The organism is Sphingobium sp. B12D2B (assembly GCF_025961775.1).
In the GTDB taxonomy this organism is placed as follows: domain Bacteria; phylum Pseudomonadota; class Alphaproteobacteria; order Sphingomonadales; family Sphingomonadaceae; genus Sphingobium.
In genome coordinates this window covers 36,734-55,994 of the sequence record NZ_JAOQOH010000001.1, presented here as the reverse complement: position 1 = coordinate 55,994, position 19,261 = coordinate 36,734, and the positions used below count along the sequence as shown (strand labels likewise).

General features: G+C 65.4%; 14 protein-coding genes. 9 read left to right on the top strand and 5 right to left on the bottom strand.

Annotation, left to right across the window (positions count from 1 at the left end):
* The first annotated feature begins 76 nt into the window (after window positions 1-76).
* Window positions 77-3,346: a carboxypeptidase regulatory-like domain-containing protein gene (locus M2335_RS00230; protein ID WP_264593424.1), complete on the top strand. Its 3,270-nt coding sequence runs from the start codon at window positions 77-79 to the stop codon at window positions 3,344-3,346.
* A 100-nt stretch (window positions 3,347-3,446) separates the two neighbouring features.
* On the opposite strand, the gene mtgA is transcribed toward M2335_RS00230, so the two are convergent.
* Together mtgA and M2335_RS00220 are read right to left on the bottom strand one after the other, a co-directional pair.
* The gene (gene mtgA, locus M2335_RS00225; protein ID WP_264593423.1) at window positions 3,447-4,199 is read right to left on the bottom strand and encodes a monofunctional biosynthetic peptidoglycan transglycosylase; all 753 of its coding nucleotides are present in this window, start codon (window positions 4,197-4,199) and stop codon (window positions 3,447-3,449) included.
* A gap of 29 nt (window positions 4,200-4,228) precedes the next feature.
* The gene (locus M2335_RS00220; protein ID WP_264593422.1) at window positions 4,229-5,566 is read right to left on the bottom strand and encodes a dihydroorotase; all 1,338 of its coding nucleotides are present in this window, start codon (window positions 5,564-5,566) and stop codon (window positions 4,229-4,231) included.
* Window positions 5,567-5,615: 49 nt separating this feature from the next.
* Here M2335_RS00220 and M2335_RS00215 point away from each other — a divergent pair, with 49 nt between their 5' ends.
* The 3 genes from M2335_RS00215 to M2335_RS00205 all read left to right on the top strand — a co-directional run bounded on the left by M2335_RS00215 (window position 5,616) and on the right by M2335_RS00205 (window position 7,420).
* Window positions 5,616-6,392, top strand: a complete 777-nt coding sequence (locus M2335_RS00215) for a YgfZ/GcvT domain-containing protein (protein WP_264593421.1) — start codon at window positions 5,616-5,618, stop codon at window positions 6,390-6,392.
* Complete coding sequence (locus M2335_RS00210) at window positions 6,389-7,135, top strand: glutaminyl-peptide cyclotransferase (RefSeq protein WP_264593420.1); 747 nt, start codon at window positions 6,389-6,391, stop codon at window positions 7,133-7,135. The genes M2335_RS00215 and M2335_RS00210 overlap by 4 nt, the downstream gene beginning before the upstream one ends.
* Before the next feature lie 102 nt (window positions 7,136-7,237).
* The gene (locus tag M2335_RS00205; RefSeq protein WP_264571478.1) at window positions 7,238-7,420 is read left to right on the top strand and encodes a DUF2892 domain-containing protein; all 183 of its coding nucleotides are present in this window, start codon (window positions 7,238-7,240) and stop codon (window positions 7,418-7,420) included.
* A gap of 140 nt (window positions 7,421-7,560) precedes the next feature.
* Here the strand turns inward: M2335_RS00205 and M2335_RS00200 are convergent, their stop codons facing one another.
* The 3 genes from M2335_RS00200 to M2335_RS00190 form a co-directional block, all read right to left on the bottom strand.
* Complete coding sequence (locus tag M2335_RS00200) at window positions 7,561-8,283, bottom strand: DsbA family protein (RefSeq protein WP_413716128.1); 723 nt, start codon at window positions 8,281-8,283, stop codon at window positions 7,561-7,563.
* A 92-nt stretch (window positions 8,284-8,375) separates the two neighbouring features.
* Complete coding sequence (locus tag M2335_RS00195) at window positions 8,376-9,800, bottom strand: M48 family metalloprotease (RefSeq protein ID WP_264593419.1); 1,425 nt, start codon at window positions 9,798-9,800, stop codon at window positions 8,376-8,378.
* An 89-nt stretch (window positions 9,801-9,889) separates the two neighbouring features.
* On the bottom strand, window positions 9,890-12,577 hold the full coding sequence (locus M2335_RS00190) for an Rne/Rng family ribonuclease (RefSeq protein ID WP_264593418.1): 2,688 nt from the start codon (window positions 12,575-12,577) through the stop codon (window positions 9,890-9,892).
* Between the two features lie 512 nt (window positions 12,578-13,089).
* Between M2335_RS00190 and M2335_RS00185 the strand changes: the two genes are divergently transcribed.
* The 5 genes from M2335_RS00185 to M2335_RS00165 all read left to right on the top strand — a co-directional run bounded on the left by M2335_RS00185 (window position 13,090) and on the right by M2335_RS00165 (window position 19,250).
* The gene (locus M2335_RS00185; protein WP_319801180.1) at window positions 13,090-13,995 is read left to right on the top strand and encodes an N-acetylmuramoyl-L-alanine amidase; all 906 of its coding nucleotides are present in this window, start codon (window positions 13,090-13,092) and stop codon (window positions 13,993-13,995) included.
* A 71-nt stretch (window positions 13,996-14,066) separates the two neighbouring features.
* Window positions 14,067-16,568 (top strand): penicillin-binding protein 1A, encoded by a 2,502-nt coding sequence (locus tag M2335_RS00180; RefSeq protein ID WP_264593417.1) that lies wholly within the window; start codon window positions 14,067-14,069, stop codon window positions 16,566-16,568.
* A 184-nt stretch (window positions 16,569-16,752) separates the two neighbouring features.
* Window positions 16,753-17,244, top strand: coding sequence for a DUF2062 domain-containing protein (locus tag M2335_RS00175; protein ID WP_264593416.1), 492 nt, complete (start codon window positions 16,753-16,755; stop codon window positions 17,242-17,244).
* A gap of 120 nt (window positions 17,245-17,364) precedes the next feature.
* Window positions 17,365-18,492: a peptide chain release factor 2 gene (gene prfB, locus M2335_RS00170; RefSeq protein WP_264593415.1), complete on the top strand. Its 1,128-nt coding sequence runs from the start codon at window positions 17,365-17,367 to the stop codon at window positions 18,490-18,492.
* Entirely contained in the window at window positions 18,492-19,250 is a 759-nt protein-coding gene (locus tag M2335_RS00165; RefSeq protein WP_264593414.1) for a class I SAM-dependent methyltransferase, read from the top strand. The genes prfB and M2335_RS00165 overlap by 1 nt, the downstream gene beginning before the upstream one ends.
* Window positions 19,251-19,261 lie beyond the last annotated feature (11 nt).

Genomic DNA, 19,261 nt, shown 5'->3' with positions numbered 1-19,261 from the left:
AGCCCACAGGGGTGAAGGCAGCCGTGATCAGGACGGCTCAAGACCAGTTTTCGTGATGATCTAAAGGGGATCTTCGATGCGCAACTTCCGCTTCTTCCTCGCTGCCTCGGCCGCGAGCATCGCCACCTGCGTGGCGCTCAGCCCTGCCCATGCGCAGGAAACAACCTCTTCCGTGCGCGGCACTGTCACGGCAGAAGGCGCGCCGGTCGCCGGCGCCGCCGTCACCGTGACGCACGTCCCCTCGGGCACCGTCTCGCGCACGACGACGGGCGCCGACGGCAGCTTCTCGACCAGCGGCCTGCGGATTGGTGGGCCTTACACCATCATGGTCAGTGCGCCGGGCTATCTCGATGCGACCGTCACGGATGCCAATCTCACGGCCGGCCAGACCTTCCGTCTGCCCATCGCGCTCACAGCCGAGGGTGAGACCATCGTCGTGACAGCCTCCGCCGTCACCGGCGCAGGCTCTTACAGCCAAGGTCCCGCCAGCGCGTTTACCCGCGATGACATCGAGGGTGTCGCTTCGGTCAACCGCGATATTCGCGACGTGGTTCGTCGCGATGCTTTCGCCACGCTCGATCTCACGAACAGCCGCGCTGTTTCCATCGCCGGCCAGAACCCCCGTTTCAACCGCTTCTCGGTCGACGGCGTGCAGTTCTCCGACGACTTCGGTCTGAACAATGGTGGCTTGCCCACCGGTCGTGGCCCGGTTCCGCTCGATGCGATCGGTCAGGTCTCGGTCAAGGTCGCGCCATATGACATCTCGGCCGGCGATTTGCAGGGCGGCGCCATCGATGTGGTGCTGCTCTCAGGTACCAATGACTGGCATGGCACCGGCTTCTACAGCTTCAGTAGCGACGGTCTGACCGGCAACCGCACCAAGGACCGGCCCCTCAATCTCGATTTCGAGAGCCGCGTCTATGGCGCGACGCTGCGCGGGCCGATCATCCCCGACCGTCTATTCTTCATGGTTTCCGGCGAGCGTGCGCGTGAATCGACGCCGATCAATATCGGGCCTATCGGTGGGGGCTTCGGCAGTGAGGTTCAGGGCGTCACGCAAGGCCTGCTCGATCGGATTTCCGGCATTGCGCAGAGCGTCTACGATTATGACGCGGGTGGCGTCCCGACGAGCAACACAGAGCGGGACGACAAGGTTGTCGTAAAGCTCGACGCGAACCTGTCCGACAATCACCGCGCTGCCCTGACCTATATCCATAATGACGGCTCGTTCTATGTGCAGACCGGGCGGGACAATAACTTCTACTCAGGTACGGAGTTCAGCGCGACCCGGCCGCAATATGGGCTGTCATCGAACAACTATATTCTGAGCGAGAAGGTCCACTCCGGCGTCTTCCAGCTCAACAGTGACTGGTCGGACACCTTCTCGACTGAGGCGCGCGTCGCCTATCGTAAGTACACACGCGGCCAGAACCCGACGCAGGGCGCGAATTTCTCCCAGTTCTCGATCTGCGCTGATGAGACATCGCAGGTTGATCCGGCGGTCTCGGCCTCTCCGACGACCTGCACCAGTGGTGTTCCCGTTATCAACATCGGTCCGGATGCCTCGCGCCACTTCAATGCATTGGAAAGCGAGAATTTTTCGGGGCAGTTCCTCGGTGAGCTTAACCTGAACAGCCACCGTGTACGGCTGCTGGCAGGCTTCGAGAATGTGAAGACCTATAACGCGTTCCTCCAGCATGCGTTGGGCACTTACTACTTCGATTCGATTCAAGACTTCCAGAACCGGCGTGCAAGCGCGCTGCGCTATCAGGGCGCGCGTTCTCAGGAGCTTTCCGACGCTGCTGCACAGTTCCGTTATACGATGTTTACGTTCGGCATCATGGATGACTGGGAAGTTACGCCTGACTTCACTTTCACCTATGGCGTGCGTTGGGACGTGTATGACATGAACACGCCCGTTCCGTTGAATTCCAATGTTTATAATCGTTTGGGCTTCACCAACACGGCCACGCTTGGTGGACGCGATGTCTTGCAACCACGCGTCGGCTTCGACTGGCGGGTAAATGACCGGTTGTCCGTGCGCGGCGGCGGCGGCCTGTTCGGAGGCGGTTCACCGGACGTGTGGGTCTCCAACAGCTACAGCAACACCGGCATCGTGACGTCCAGCCTGACCATCCAGCGCAATGCCGCAGGTGCCGTGACAGGTGGTCCAGCGGCTGGTCTGCTGAACGTGACAGGCCAAGGTGTCGCACAAGCCGTGATGGACGCGGTTTCAAACGCATCTGCCGGCACGACCGGTTCTACAGCGCTCCTTGATCCTGAGTTGAAACTGCCGAGCCAGTGGAAATTCAGCCTGTCCGCTGACTACCGTGCCGATTTTGGTGCGCTGGGCGATGGCTGGAACTTCGGTGCGGATCTGCTCTACACGCGGGTCAAGGATGCGCTGGTCGTTACGAATGCCCGGTTTGTAAAGACGGGCGCGACCACTCTGGATGGCCGCCCCAAATATGTGAGCGTGGTTGGCCCGACCGACAGCAATGAAGACCTGATGCTCACGAACGGGGATCAGGGGCGGAGTATCGTCGGTGTGGTCCGGTTCGACAAATCGTTCCAGAACGGTTTTTCGTTCGGCGGCAGCTACACTTGGCAGGATGTCAAGGAACTCAGCCCTCTGACTTCTTCCACGCCGGGATCCAACTTTACCAATGCTGTGTACGTGGATCCCAATTATCCGGCTTACGGAACCGCCAACGACCAGATCAAATGGCAGTTCAAATATTATGCCGGCTTCGAGCATGCGTTCTTCGGCGACTACAAGACGCGCTTCCAGCTTTTCGGCGAGACGCGTGACGGTCGTGCATTCAGCTACACCATGAACGATGCATCGGCTGTTGGTGGCGTCTCGCAATTGTACGGGATCAACCGCACGGGCGGTCGTCATCTCCTCTATGTCCCGAATGTGAGCAGCCAGACGGCCGATGCAAATGTGGTATATGCCAGCACTGCTGTGTACGAGGCTGTTCGCGATCTCGTGAACGGATCTGTCCTTAAGAACTTCCAGGGTCAAACTGCACCGAAGAACGTCGGACGCTCGCCCAGCTTCACGAAGATCGATCTTCACATGGAGCAGGAGATTCCGGCGGTTGTCGGTCGGTCGCGGATTACGCTGTTCGCGGACATCGAGAATGTTCTGAACCTGCTGAATCGGGACTGGGGGCAGCTTCGTCAGGTCGCGTTCCCATATCAAGCAGCAGTGGTTACCGTGACGTGCGGCAACGCCGCATGTACACAGTACCGCTATGCTTCTCCCACAACGCCGCAGGAAGTCGTTCAGACCCGCCAGTCGGTTTATCAGGTCCGCCTCGGCGCGCGCTTCAGCTTCTGATCTGCCGCGAATAGAAACCGGAAGGGCGGGGGCAGCGATGCCTCCGCCCTTTTTGTTGGGCTGCTTATTTGCTCTTTGTGCGGGAACTGCGTCTGCCCGCTCAGTTCAGATCCAGGCAGGCATCCAGCCCGTCGGCCTTCACATGGCCGATCCAGCGGGCGATTTTGTTGCCGTGGCGGCGGGTGAAGCCGGCGGGGGCGATGGCGCCGCGCTTTTTGGGCAGGGGGAGGACGGCGGCGATGCGGGCGGCCTCGGTGCGGCTCATCCTGTCTGCGCCATGGTTGAAGTAGCGGATTGCGCCGGCCTGCACGCCGTAGGTGCCGATGCCCGTCTCGGCGACGTTGAGATAGACTTCCATGATCCGGCGCTTGCCCCAGATCGCCTCGATCAGCACCGTGTACCAGGCCTCCAGCCCCTTGCGGAAGAAGCCGCCGCCCTGCCAGAGAAACACATTCTTGGCGGTCTGCTGGCTGATCGTGGAGCCGCCGCGAATGCGCCCGCCGCGTGCGTTCTGTTCCATGGCTTGCCGGATGGCATCGGTGTCGAAGCCGTGATGTTGGCAGAATTTGGCATCCTCGCCGGCGATGGCGGCACGCGGCATGTCCGGATCGATGTCCGAAAGCGACGTCCAGTCCTTGGTGATGCCGTTCTTGTCCATCAGCATGGTGATCGTCACCGGCACCGGCACGAATTTATAGACCAGCACCTGCAGCAGCGAGATGCCGATGAAGCCGAGGATGAGCATCAGCAGCCAGCGGAACAGCTTGCCCGGCAGGCTGGTGGGATTGCCGGGAAAGCGCAGGCCCTTGCGCCGGGGCGCCTTGCGTCTCGTGGTGCCGCGCGTTGTCCCCATCGCCCCGCCTTCCCCCTTTTGCCTTCGCCTCAGTGGCCAGGGAATTCGGTGGCCTCGAAGCGCACCGGTTCGCCCACTGCCGCATTGGCGAGCTGATTGTCCCACATCACCCGATGGCCGCGCACGACGGTGCCGATCGGGCGGCCGGTCACGCTCATGCCCTCGAACGGCGACCAGCCGCAGCGCGAGGCCATCCAGTCCGCGTCCATCGTCCAGCGCGCCTTGAGGTCGACCACGGTGAAGTCGGCATCATAGCCGGTCGCGATGCGGCCCTTGCCGACCAGGCCAAAGATGCGCTGCGGTCCGGCGCTGGTCAGATCGATAAAGCGCTGGAGCGTCAGGCGGCCGTTCGCCACGTGATCGAGCAGCAGCGGCACCAAAGTCTGCACGCCGGGCATCCCACTCGGGCTGGCCGGGTAGGTCTTGGCTTTTTCTTCCTTGGTATGCGGCGCATGGTCGGAGCCGAGCACATCGGGCACGCCTTGGCCGACCCAGTGCCACAGCTCTTCGCGGTGCGCGGCGCTGCGGATCGGCGGGTTCATCTGCGCATAGGTGCCGAGGCGCGGATAGGCGTCCTCGCCGGCCAGCGTGAGGTGCTGGGGCGTCACCTCGCAGGTCGCGACATCCTTGTGCTGGCTCAGAAATTCCAGCTCGGCGGGTGTGGTGACGTGCAGCACGTGGATGCGGCGCCCGGCCTCGCGCGCCAGCTTCACGATGCGGCGGGTGGCCATCATCGCGCTTTCATCGTCGCGCCAGACCGGGTGGCTGGCCGGATCGCCCTCGATCCGCTCATCCTTGCGCGCATTCATCCGCGCCTCGTCCTCGCAATGCACGGCGACGCGGCGGCGGCCATGGGCGAGCACCCGCGCGAGGGCCTCGTCCTCGGCGACCAGCAGGCTGCCGGTGGAAGCGCCCATGAAGATCTTGACGCCCGCCGTGCCGGGGATGCGCTCCAGCTCGCCGAGCTGCTCGGCATTGTCGCCGGTCGCGCCCACATAAAAGGCATGGTCGCACCACATGCGGTGATGGGCGCGCTTGAGCTTGTCGGCCACGCGCTCGGCGGTGTCCGTATTGGGATTGGTGTTCGGCATCTCGAACACGGCGGTCACGCCGCCCAGCACTGCGGCCCGGCTGCCCGATTCGAGATCTTCCTTATGCTCCAGCCCGGGTTCGCGGAAATGGACCTGGCTGTCGATCACGCCCGGCAGCACGTCGAGGCCGGCGCAGTCGATCGTTTCGCCCGCATCGCCCAGGCTGGTGCCGATCGCCGCGATCCTGCCGGCATTGACGCCCACGTCCACGCGTGCGGGGCCGCTCGGGAGGTGGACGGTGCCGCCCTTCAGCAGCAGGTCGAATATCTGGGCCATCGCGCGAACCTCTCTTGGCTTGGTGCTCCTCTCCCCCTACCTAAAGCGCATGTCCGCCACCACCCCCCTTGCCACGCCGCCCCTCGCCACCACGCTGCGCGATCGGGCCATTCTTCGTGTCGGCGGAGCGGAGGCGCGGCCGTTCCTGCAAGGCCTGCTCACGCAGGACGTGCTGAGCCTGCAGCCGGGCGCGCCGCGTTATGCCGGACTGCTCACGCCGCAGGGCAAGGCGCTCTACGATATGCTGCTCTGGGCCGATCCGGCGGGCGGCGAGGACGTGCTGATTGATTGCGAGGCATCGCGTGTCGAGGCGCTGGCCCGCAGGCTGACGCTGTACCGGCTGCGCCGCCCCGTCACCATCGGCATCGAGGAAGGGCTTGCCGCGCACTGGTCCGCCGATCCGGTCGATGGCGCATCCACCGACCCCCGCCTCGCGGCACTGGGCTGGCGCTGGCTGGCCCCAGCGGGGGAGGACGACGCTTCGGACATGTATCGCGCCCATCGTCTGGCCCAAGGCGTGGCGGAGGGCGTGGCGGAGCTGGGCGAGGACAAGACGCTCTGGCTGGAGTGCAACGCGGAAGAGCTGCACGGCGTGGATTATGGCAAGGGCTGCTATGTCGGGCAGGAGAATACCGCGCGGATGCACTATCGGAACAAGGTGAACCGCCGCCTCGTGGTGGTGCCGCTTGACCGGTCCGACCCGGCCCGGCTGCGCATTGCCTATCCGGCTTTGGGGCTCGCGGTGGATCATCGCCCGGTCGATTCGCTTGAGGGACTCACGCTGCCGGACTGGCAGGCCGACGCGCTCGCGGAAGACGCCGAATGAAGCGGCTGCTGGTCTCGCTCTTCGTCCTCGTCTTCAGCGCGGGGCCAGCGCAGGCGGAGATCAAATGGGAGATCGTGCGCGAACTGCCGCATGATACCCGCGCCTTCACCCAGGGCCTCACCATCCATGGCGAGCTGATCTACGAAACCACCGGCCAAGTCGGCGAGTCAGATGTGCGGATCATGCGGCTGAGTGACGGCAAAATCCTGCAGCGGCGGCCCATGCGCGCCGATGTCTTCGGAGAAGGCAGCACCGTTTGGGGCGACCGGATCGTGAGCATCACCTGGAAGGACGAGACCGGCTTCGTCTGGAACCGCAAGGATTTGAAGCCGATCGGCTCGTTCCGCTACACGGGCGAGGGCTGGGGCCTCACCCATGATGGCCACGCGCTGATCATGAGCGATGGCACGCCGGACCTGCGCTTTCTCGATCCCGAGAGCTACAAGGAGCAGCGCCGCGTCACCGTCACATGGGAAGGCGAGCCCGTGCGCTTTCTCAATGAGCTGGAGCAGGTCGGCGACGTTCTCTATGCCAACATCTGGTTCTCGCCGCTCATTGCCCGCATCGATCCGGCCAGCGGCAAGATCGACGACTGGATCAACCTGCAACCGCTGGTGGCGAAGAATATGAGCGCGAGCGGGGAAGGGGTGCTCAACGGCATCGCGTGGGATGCCAAGGCGCAGCTTCTCTACGTCACCGGCAAGAACTGGCCCAAAATCTACGCGCTGCGCCTGCGGGACTGAGCCTGAACGACTGAGATTGCGCCTGTTTGATCTTCATCAAGGTCAGGCGCCCGCCACCCGCCTAGCATCACCATCAGATGAAATGGTGAGAGGGCTGTGGCCATGGCTGCGAACATCGGACGACTGGACCGGATTATCCGGATTCTGATTGGCCTCGGGCTGATCGCGCTCGTCTTTGTCGGCCCGCGAACGCCGTGGGGTTGGATCGGCCTGGTGCCGCTGCTCACCGCGTTCGTCAGCTTCTGCCCGCTCTACGCACTGATCGGAATCAGGACCAAGTCCTGACCGTCACTTTGCGCGCCTCTCGTCCCACCGTCCGGGCATTGGAGGCCAGTGCAAAGGGAGGCCCCCTCTTGGCAGCGGAGGGGGCCTCCAATGTCCGGCCGGGACTCTTGAACGGCGCCGACTGAGCCGTTTCCGGTCAATCAGCCCTTGGTGCGCGCCTTGTCCACGGCCGCCTGTAGCGTCTCGGTGCCGACAAGGCCGTTGAACACCTGATCGCCCACCACGAACAGAGGCGTGCCCTCCGCGCCGAGGGCCTGGGCGAGGCGGATGTTGCTCATGAACTCATCATCGCCGCCCTTGGCCGCGATGGCGGCCTTCGCCTTGTCGGCATCCAGCCCCGCCGTGCGCGCGGCCTTGAGGATGGCGTCCGAGGAGACGCCGCCGGCCGCGTACATCGCCTTGTGGAAGGCCATGAACTTGTTCTCGCTGGCGGCCAGCAGGCTGACCTTCGCCGCATTGGCACTGCCATCGGCAATGATCGGCAGTTCGCGATAGACGACGCGCAGATCGGGATTGGCCTTCACCAGTTCCTCGATATGCGGCAGCGCGGCGCGGCAATAGCCGCAGGCATAATCCATGAAGGCGACGAGGGTGACCTTGGGCTGGGCCGCGCCTTCCCATGCGCCCGGATAGGGGGTTTCCAGCGCGGACCGGTTCTGATCGACCGTGCCGGCTGTCTGCTTGGCCTTCAGCCGTTCCATCGCCTGCGGGATGATCTCGGGATGCTCGAGGATATAGTCGCGCACCACCGATTCGATGGCGGCGCGGTCCGCCGTCGGCATGGCTGGGCTCTGATTGGTCGCAGCATAGGTCACCGCGGCGCCGCCGGCGAGCAGCGCAACGGCCATAGCCGGCATCACCATCCGCCCGCGCTTGCGCTCGCCGGTGCGGGTGCCCAGCGCGGACACGATCACCCCGGCTGCGCGGAACAGCGCGCCCGCGCCTGCCTTGTTCGTCATTTCTTTCGTGTCCTTTCCATGGAGGCGCGGCTGGCCATCGCAATGTCCTGCGCCCGCAGATAATCGGGTGAATTGGGCTGGATGCCGGCCAGTGCTACATCGGCATGGCGCAGGGCGAGGGCGTCCTGCCCTTCCATCGAGTAGCGCTCGGCCGTGGCGAGCGCGGCGCGGGCGGTATCGCCCTTGCGCTGATAGACGACGCCGAGCGAATACCAGGCAAACGGATTCTGCCGATCCCGCGCGACCGTGTTGCGCAGCACGCGCTCGGCTTCGTCGAGATGGCTGTCATCCTCGGTCGCGACGAGCGCATGGCCGAGCATCGCGGCGATCAGCGGCTCGCCATTGGTGCGCTGCACGGCCTCGCGCAGCGGCGGGATGGCATCGGCGGGCTTGCCGGATTCGAGCATGACCTGCCCTTGCAGCTCCAGAAAATAGGGGTCGTGCGGCGCGGCCTTGAGCAGGGTATCGACTTCCGCCAGCGCTTTCTCGGTGAAGGCGCTCTTATGATAGGCATAGGCCCGCGCATAATGGGCGGGCAGGCTCTGGTCCGAGGGCGGATAAAGCTTGAGGGTCTTTTCCGGCTCGCTGACGAAGCCGATCAGCTTGGCGCGCACACGCTGGAAGCGCGCTTCCAAGGCCGGGTCGGTCGGCTTGTTCCAGGCCGGATCATTCTCATACAGCGCCGTCAGGGCCGAGATGCGGTCGCGCGAGAGCGGGTGGGTGCGGACATAGGTGTCCTGCGGCACATACAGCCGATATTCGAGATTCTGCAGCTTCTGGAAGAAGGCGATGCTGCCCTTGCCGCTGATGCCGGCCGCCTTGAGATAGCGCGCGCCGGCGGCGTCCGCGCTCGATTCCTGCGTGCGGGTGAAGGTGAGGAAGCGGCCCATCGCGGCCTGTTGACCGGCCGCCATGATGCCCATGCCGGCCTCGCCCCCGCCCGCTGCCATCGCCGCCGCACCGAGCAGCAGCGAGACGAGCTGGATGCCGGTCGCTTCCCGCGCGCCATCTGCAAAGCGCACGATGTGGCCGCCCTCGATATGGCCAAGCTCGTGGGCCATCACGCCCTGCACCTGATTGAGATCATCGGCCTCGGCGATCAGGCCGCTGTGGAACCACACGATCTGCCCGCCCGCGACGAAGGCGTTGAGGCTGGGATCGTTGATCACCAGCATCTGCACATTGCGCTCATCGAGCCCGGCGGCCCGGATGATCGGGACGGAGGCATCGCGCATCAGCGCTTCGGTTTCGGCATCGCGCAGGACGGACTGGGCCAGGGCGGGCTGCGCGGCGAGCAGGCTCAGCAGCGCAAGAACGGCGAGAAGTCGGCCGATCAGCCAGGGCGCGACAGCCGCCTCACGGGGATGACGGGGTTTGAGCTGGCCGGCGAGCTGCCGGGGAGGGGAGAGCGGCCGATCCATGACCAGCCCCTTAGCCCGGCGAGCCTGAACCCGGCATGACGGATCGGACGATCCATCATGCCGGTTCTCAGACCGCAGGGCGGTGTGCGTCACGCGCCGAACGTGCGCTGCCACCAGCCGCGACGGGGCGTTTCAGCGCTGTCGCCATCGGCTTGCGCCGACGCATCAGCGTCCGTTGCCGTGTCGGCGGCATCCGCCACCAGCGTCTCACGCGCCTCGGTAGCGGCCTCGACGGTCTTGGGCTTGCGACGAGCGCGCGGCTTGGGGGCGGCCTTGGGCGCCTCTTCTGCCGCCTCGGTGCTTGCCTCAGCTTCGGGCTGGGCTTCACCCTCGGTCGCGGCGGGCGTTTCCGCAGCCTTGGTCGTCTTACGACGCGTGCGGCGCTTGGGAGCCGGTGCCTCTTCGGCGGCCTCGGTCGGTGCTTCAGCAGCAGGCGCTTCGGCGGTCGGGGTCTCGGCCAGTTCCGGCGAGACTTCGACCGTCACGGCTTCATCCGTGGCTTCGGCAGACTTGCGGGTGCGACGACGGCGCTTGGGCGCAGGCGCTTCTTCCGCTTGCGCAGCGGGCTCGGGCGATGCGGGCTCGGCCGTCTCCTGCACTGCCTCGGCAGCGTCCGCCGATTCGACCGGCGCGACGCCTGCGGCGTCGTCCGTCTCGCCTTCGTTGGCTTCGGCACCATGGTCTGCACCGTCGCTCTGTCCGCCCCGCCGGCGACGACCACCCCGGCGACCACGGCGGCCGCGGCGCGGTGCCTCGTCAGACCCTTCGGCCTCGCTCGATTCGGACGGGCCGGCTTCGGCCTGCTCGTCATCGCGCTCATCGGCATCGGCCTGCGCGTCATCATCCTCGTCGGACGCAGCACCATCGCTATCCTGCGGCGACTGGTCGTCCCGGTCACGCCGGCCACGGCGGCCGCGACGGCGCCGCTTGCGCTTGCGGCCCTCGCCACCTTCGTCGTCTGCGCGAGGCTGGCGCTCTTCAGCGACTTCTTCCTCTTCCTCGACGTCCTCGATCTCGTCCTCTTCGTCTTCCACCTCTTCGGTGATGACGGGCGCATAGCTGACCTGCATGGTCGGGCGCGGGCCACTGGCCTCGACCGACATGCGGGCGCCCTCGATCTCGCCATCGGGCAGGATGAGGATGGTCACGCCATAGCGGTTCTCGATCTCATCGAGTTCGCGGCGCTTGTTGTTGAGCACGTAGAAGGCCGCTTCCTGGCTGGCGCGCAGGGTAATCTGGCTCCCGCGACCGCGTGCGGCTTCCTCTTCCAGCATGCGCAGGGCCGAGAGGCCCGCCGAGGATGCCGTGCGGACGAGACCGGTGCCCTCGCAATGCGGGCAAGGCCGGGTCGAGGCTTCCAGCACGCCGGTGCGTAGGCGCTGGCGGCTCATTTCCATGAGGCCGAAGCCGGAAATGCGGCCGACCTGGATGCGGGCGCGATCGTCCTTGAGCGCCTCCTTCATCGCCTTCTCGACCTTACGGATGTTGGAGTTGTGCTCCATGTCGATGAAGTCGATGACGACGAGGCCGGCCATGTCGCGCAGGCGCAGCTGGCGGGCGATCTCGCGCGCAGCTTCCAGATTGGTGGCCGTGGCGGTCTGCTCGATGCTGTGCTCGCGCGTCGAGCGGCCCGAGTTGATATCGATGGAGACCAGCGCCTCGGTCGGGTTGATGACCAGATAGCCGCCGGACTTGAGCTGCACGACCGGATTGTACATCGCGGCGAGCTGGTCCTCGACGCCGAAGCGCTGGAACAGCGAGACCGGATCGGCATATTGCTTCACGCGCCGGGCATGGCTCGGCATCAGCAGCTTCATGAAGTCCTTCGCCTGGCGATAGCCTTCATCGCCCTCGACGATCACTTCCTCGATATCGCGGTGATAGATGTCGCGGATCGCGCGCTTGATGAGGTCGCTGTCATTGTGGATCAGCTCCGGCGCGGCGGCCCTGAGCGTGTTCTCGCGAATCTCGTCCCACAGGCGGGCGAGATAGTCGAAGTCGCGCTTGATCTCGGTCTTGGTGCGCGAGAGGCCCGCCGTGCGCACGATGCAGCCCATGGTGTTGGGCAGCTTCATCTCGGCGATGATGGACTTCAACCGCTTGCGATCCGCACCGTTGCTGATCTTGCGCGAGATGCCGCCGCCATGGCTGGTGTTGGGCATCAGCACGCAATAGCGACCGGCGAGGCTGAGATAGGTAGTCAGCGCCGCACCCTTGTTGCCGCGCTCTTCCTTCACGATCTGGACGAGCAGCACTTGGCGGCGCTTGATGACGTCCTGAATCTTGTAGCGACGGCGCAGGGCCATGCGCTTGCGGCGCACTTCTTCTGCGGCCTGCTCATTGCCCTTGCCGTTCTGCTTGCGGGCCGGCGCTTCGCCTTCGCTCTCTTCGTCTTCGTCGAGATTGGGGCGCTCGACGACTTCTACGCCATCCTCGCCATGATCATCCTCGTCGTCGACATCGCCGCGCAGGGCGGCTTCTTCGGCGGCGTGCGCGGCTTCTTCAGCCAGAAGCGCCTCACGGTCCTCGCGGGGGATCTGGTAATAATCTGGGTGGATTTCCGAAAAGGCGAGGAAACCGTGGCGATTGCCACCGTAATCGACGAACGCCGCCTGCAGCGAGGGTTCGACTCTGGTAACCTTGGCGAGATAGATATTGCCCTTGAGCTGCTTGTGTTCAGCGCTCTCGAAATCAAACTCCTCGATCCGGTTCCCCGTTACGACCGCGACCCGGGTCTCTTCCCGGTGGCGCGCATCGATCAGCATACGCATTGTCATTAAAGTCTCTCCAGCCGGTCATCGCCATGCGCCGCAAGCGGGGATGGCGACCCGGTGTCATGTAGGGGGGCGCGCTCTTGCGTGTCGTGTCGACACGGCAGCGGCGCTGAAAACCCCGGTTTTCAAAAAAGGATTGCGTGTCTGTCGCCTGGGCATGTCCGCGTCCTGCGGATACCGGCTTGAACAGTGCTCGCGGCTGAAGGCCCGCTTTCGCGCGCTCCAAGCTCATCAAGCCATGCCCCATGCAACATCAACCTGTCGGATCGCCCAGAAGGCGATGATTAACCGGAAAAATCCCCACCGCGCGCCAGTCGGGCACAGCGGGTTGTCCGGGAGAACGAAGCGCTAGCAGGGCTTGCTCCGCAGAGCAACGTGGAAAAGCAGAAGGCCCCGCGCTGCCAGACCAAGCCAGGCTGCTTACCAACGCGGCGGCACCCTGCACGCAAGAGCCTTGCCGGCCGGTTAACTTTTGGCTGGCGCTGGCGCCGCATGGACGGCAAAAGTCGCCTTCCATGGCCCTGTTGACCGCATTTTCTGCTCTTGTGCTGAGCCTTGCCGCGCCGTCGGACGAGGGGCTGGCGCCTGTGTCTTGGGCGCCTGTGTCCGGCGCTGGCGACCTCACAAACCATATGAGCCGCCCGCCCAAGGGGCCGCGCCTTGTCGTGCGCATTCCGGATGCTGCGCCGGCCGTGCCCCTGCCGACGATCGAAGGGCCGAAAGACCCGCGCCGCCCGCTGGTGGTGATCGACGCCGGCCATGGCGGGCACGATCCCGGGGCCTACAATGCCAGCCTCGATATTCGCGAGAAGGATCTGACGCTGGCCATCGCGCAGGCCGTGCGGGATGAACTGCTCAAGACCGGCCGCATCCGCGTTGCGCTGACCCGGTCGGACGATCGCTTCCTCATCCTGCAGGAGCGCTACAGCATCGCGAGCAAGCTGGGCGCCGGGCTGTTCATTTCGATTCACGCGGACGCCGCGCAAGACGGGGAGGCGCGCGGCGCCACCGTGTATACGCTGTCCGACGTCGCGTCCGACCGCGAGGCGGCGCGGCTGGCGGCGCGCGAGAACCGCACGGATATCATCAATGGCGTCGACCTCTCGGGCGCCAGCACGGCGGTCAGCTCGATCCTGATCGATCTGACCCGGCGGGACACGATGGAATCCTCGGCGCGCTTTGCCGAGATTCTGCATCGCGAGGGGCTGCCGCATTTCCGCTTCCGCACGCCCTATCACCGGCAGGCCTCGCTGGTCGTGCTCAAATCGGCCGATACGCCCTCGGTGCTGCTGGAAACCGGCTATGTCAGCAACAATGCCGAGGCCGGCTGGATGGCGACGCGCGATGGCCGGTTGCAACTGGCCAAGGGCGTTGCTGCCGCTGTCTCGGTCTATTTCGCGCGGCAATCGGTGCAGCGCTGAATTCCAGATTTGCGCGCACCCTGCCGCAAAATCGGTTCCCTCACGCGGCAGAATTGGTCTAGGTGGCGCGCATGGAAGAAGCGACAAACGAAGCGACGAGCTTCCGGTTGCAGCGGGGCGGGCGTCTTGACGCCGTGCGCGCGCGCCTGCGCGACATGATGAAGCGGCGGCGCTGGCGCTGGCTGGCTTATGCGCTGCTGGCCTTCATTGGCGCGATTTTCCTCTTCTGGCTGCTGTTTGCGCGCGATCTGCCCGATGCGCGCACGCTGCTCGATTACCAGCCGCCGCTGCCGACGGTGGTGCGCGATATCGATGGCCAGCCCGTCTACAGCTTCGCCCGCGAGCGCCGCGTCCAGCTGCAATATTCCGATTTCCCGCCGATGCTGGTGAATGCCTATCTGGCTGCGGAAGACCGGACGTTCTTCAGCCATCACGGCCTGGATTATCCGGGGCTCGCCCGCGCCGCATTCCAAGGCCTGATGAGCGGGCAGACGCCGCGCGGCACCTCCACGATCACCCAGCAGGTCGCCAAGAACCTGCTGGTCGGCAATGAGGTGAGCTATACGCGCAAGCTCAAGGAAGCGATCCTCGCCTGGCGCATGGAAAGCGTGCTGACCAAGCAGCAAATCCTCGAACTTTACCTCAACCAGATCTTCCTTGGCCGCAACGCTTATGGCGTGCAGGCTGCGGCGCGCGCCTATTTCGACAAGGATGTCGGCGATCTCAAGCTGCACGAGGCGGCCTATCTCGCGATCCTGCCCAAAGGGCCGGCGAACTATCGCCCGGAAGTGCACATGGATCGCGCGCTCGAACGGCGGAACTGGGTGCTGGGCGAGATGCTGCGCAACCGCTTCATCACGCAGGGCCAGTTTGGGGAAGCGCGTGCGCAGCCGCTCGGCGCGGTGCGGCAGCGCGGCAGCGGCTACAGTGCTGTGGGCGGCTATTATATCGAGGAAATCCGGCGGCGGTTGATCGCCGAGTTCGGTGAAGCTGCCGAGCATGGCCCCAACAGCGTCTATGCAGGCGGCCTGTGGGTGCGCTCGCCGCTCTCGCCTTTCATGCAGGAGCAGGCGGCGCGGGCCCTGCGCGAGGGCCTGCTGCGCTATGATTCGGGCAAGGGCTGGTCCGGGCCGATCGCGAAGATCGACAATCTGGATCGCTGGGAAAGCGAGCTCGCCGCGTCCAATCTCGGCATTGATTATGCGGACTGGACCGTCGCGGTGGTGCTGGACAAGTCCGGCAGCAGCGCCTCGCTCGGCCTGCCCGGTGGCCAGACCGGCACATTGCCGCGCTCGTCGGCCCTGCTCGCGGACCGGCGCAATGGCCGGCCGACCTTCGATTCGCTCAAGCCCGGCGATGTCATCGCGGTGAAGCCCGAAGGCAATGCCTATGCGCTGCGCAACGTTCCGGGCGTCTCAGGCGGCTTCATGATCGAGGGCGTCCACACCGGCCGGGTCTTCGCCATGCAGGGCGGGTTCGATGCGCGCCTGTCTTCATACAACCGGGTGACGCAGGCGATGCGGCAGCCCGGCTCGACCATCAAGCCGTTCGTTTATGCCGCCGCGCTCGACAATGGCATGACGCCCGCCTCGATCATCGTCGATGGCCCCTTCTGCGTGTGGCAGGGCGCCAATCTCGGGCAGAAGTGCTTCCGCAACTTCTCCGGCGGGGGCGGTGGCGCGCAGACGATGCGCTGGGGCATCGAGCAATCGCGCAACCTGATGACGGTGCGCACGGCCGCGCAGACCGGCATGGACCGCGTCGTCCGCACGATCAAGGCGATGGGCATCGGCGATTACCAGCCCTATCTCGCCTTCGCGCTCGGCGCGGGTGAGACGACCGTCGAGAAGATGGTCAATGCCTATGCGATGCTCGCCAATCACGGCCGCCAGCTCACCCCCAAGGTGATGGATTATGTGCAGGACCGCAACGGCCAGGTGATCTGGCCGCGCAACTGGAAGCCGTGCCAGGGCTGCAATGCCGATGACTGGAACGGCAAGGCCATGCCGCGCTTCGCCCATGGCGGTCGGCAGGCGATGAACCCGATGACCGCCTATCAGATGGTGCACATCACCGAGGGCGTGATCCAGCGCGGCACCGCGACCAGCCTGCGCGATCTCGATCGGCCGCTGTTCGGCAAGACCGGCACCACCAACGGCCCGACCAACGTCTGGTTCGTGGGCGGATCGCCGGACATCGTGGCCGGTGTCTATATCGGCTACGATCAGCCCCGGAACATGGGCGGTTATGCCCAGGGTGGCACGATGGCGGCGCCGATCTGGAAATCGGCCATGACGCCCATTCTCAAGGATATGCCCAAGACGCCGTTCGTGGCGCCGGCGGGCGTCCGCATGGTGCGAGTCGACCGGCGCAGCGGCAAGCGCGTCTATGGCGGCTGGCCGTCGGACGATCCGCGCACCGCGATCATCTGGGAAGCGTTCAAGCCGGAAACCGAGCCGCGCATTTCCATGCGTCGCGACGAGCTGGAAGAGCGGGCGCGGGAAGACAAGCCAGCGGCGACCCGCCGGGATGCGAGCCGCGATTTCGCCGGGGAGCAGGGCGGCATCTATTGAGCCACAGGCCCGGCGACCTAATATCGCGTGTCTGGCCCGTTCCTTGTCCCGTCCTTGTGCGCCGCGTTCACGCGATGCTCAGCCTCGATGGGTTAGACAGGTCGCCTGTCATGGAGGACCCGTCTTGAAGCGCTGGTTGATCAGCTGCCTGCCGACCCGCGAAAGCTTGCTGTCGAATCGGTGGATGAAGCCGTTCGCGCACCGCATTGCGCACCCGCTGCTCTGGCATTTCAACCGGCGGTCGACAGCGCGCGGGGTCGCGCTGGGTCTGTTCGCGGGCTTCCTGATTCCCTTCGGGCAGACGCCGGTTGCGGCCATGCTGGCATTTTCGGCACGGGCCAACATATTGACCGCTGCGTGCGCAACGCTGGTCACCAACCCGCTGACCTTCCCGCCGATTTATTTCGCGGCGTACAAGCTGGGGCATGGTGTGCTGGGCGACCGGCTCTCGGCAAGCGGCGATACCATGATTCGCTCCATCGGCGCGCGCGCGCTGGATTTTGCGGCACCCACCGCGCTCGGGCTTCTGCTGTTCGCCATCGTCGCATCGATCCTGGGCTTTTGCCTCGTCCACCTCGGCTGGCGCGGCTGGGTGGCCCATCGCTGGCGGCAGCGCGGCCGCGCGCGGCAGGGCGATTCCGCCGTATCCGATCCGCCCGATCAGTCGTTGATCTGAGAGCAACTTTCCGCCCGCTGTGCCAAGGCCGGCCTTCTCGCCCCTTGACCGGGGGGAAGCGGCGTCGCATCGGGCTGCATTCGGCCCACCATTTGGCCACGGACTTGACGGAGATTTCTCATGCGTGCCGAAGCGCAGGCCCATGTCGACCACATTCAGGCAGCGCTGGATTTGCTGCGCCGGTTCCTCGACTGGGATCGCGCGCTGCGCCGCCTGGATGAGTTGAACGCGCGCGTGGAGGATCCGACGCTGTGGGATGATCCCAAGGCGGCGCAGGACGTCATGCGCGAGCGCCAGCGGCTCGACGCTGCCATCAACGCCACCCGCGCCATCGAATCCGAGATGAACGACACCGTCGAGCTGATCGACATGGCGGATGCCGAGGGCGACGAGGAGATGGCCAATGAGGGCCTCGCAGGCCTCGCCGCGCTGGCCGAGCGGGCCGACCGCGACAAGGTGACGGCACTGCTCTCCGGCGAGGCGGACGGCAACGACACCTATCTGGAAATCCATGCCGGCGCCGGCGGCACCGAGAGCCAGGACTGGGCCGAAATGCTGCTGCGCATGTACCAGCGCTGGGCCGAGAAGCGCGGCTATAAGGTCGAGATGATCGAGTATCAGGCGGGCGAACAGGCGGGCATCAAGTCCGCGACGCTGCTGCTCAAAGGCGAGAATGCCTATGGCTACGCCAAGACCGAGAGCGGCGTGCACCGGCTGGTGCGGATCAGCCCCTATGACAGCTCCGCCCGGCGCCACACGTCATTCAGCTCGGTCTGGGTCTATCCGGTGATCGACGATAATATCGAGATCGAGATCAAGGAAAGCGACCTCAAGATCGATACCTATCGCGCGTCCGGCGCGGGCGGTCAGCACGTCAACACCACCGATTCCGCGGTCCGCATCACCCACGTGCCCTCCGGCATCATCGTGGCGAGCCAGAATGACCGCTCCCAGCACAAGAACCGCGCCACCGCGATGAATATGCTCAAGGCGCGCCTCTATGAGGCGGAGCTGCAGAAGCGCGAGGCCGAAGCCAACACCGATTATCAGGCCAAGACCGAGATCGGCTGGGGCCACCAGATCCGCTCCTATGTGCTGCAGCCCTATCAGCTGGTGAAGGATCTGCGCACCGGCGTCACCTCCACCGCGCCCGATGACGTGCTGGACGGCGCGCTCGATCCGTTCATGGCGGCCGCGCTCAGCCAGAAGGTGACCGGGGAGAAGGTCGACGTCGAGGATGTCGACTGATGCTGGGCGGGCGGGATGCGCGGCGCTCTGCCGCGCTGGTCCTGCTGCTTGGCCCTGCCTTGCTTTCGGGCTGCGATTCGCTCGCGCCGGCGTCCAGTGGTCGGCCCGACACGGCCGAAGCCTTCCCCCGCGCCGACCGGCCGGTGGCGCCGATCATCTCGACGCGCTGGTCCACGGAGGAGGCGCGCGACCGGGTCAACGAGGCCGAGGAAATCATGGACCGCGCCGGCATCGCGCCCGGCATGACCGTGGCGGACATCGGCGCGGGTGAGGGATACTACACCGTGCGGCTTGCCACACGGGTCGGGCCGAGGGGTCGCGTGCTCGGGCAGGACATCATCGCCGAGGTGATCGACCAGCTCGGCCAGCGCGTGACCCGCGAGAATCGGGACAATGTCAGCGTCAAGCTCGGCACGCCGGACGATCCGCGCCTGCCGGAGCACAGCTTCGACCGGGTGCTGATGGTGCACATGTATCATGAGATCGCCGAGCCCTACGCCTTTCTCTGGCGGCTCTATCCCGCGCTCAAGCCTGGCGGGCAGGTGGTGGTCGTCGATATCGATCGCCCGACCGAGCATCATGGCACGCCGCCGGCGCTGCTGCGCTGCGAGTTCGAAGCAATCGGCTTCCGCTTCGTCGGCATGGAAGGCCGGACAGCGGCGGGCGGCTATCTGGCGCGTTTCGAGCCCGGCGAACGCCGTGTCGAGCCGAGCGAAATCAGGCCGTGCCGCCTCGCGCGCCGTGGTCGCCCCGGATAGCCGGCGAGGCG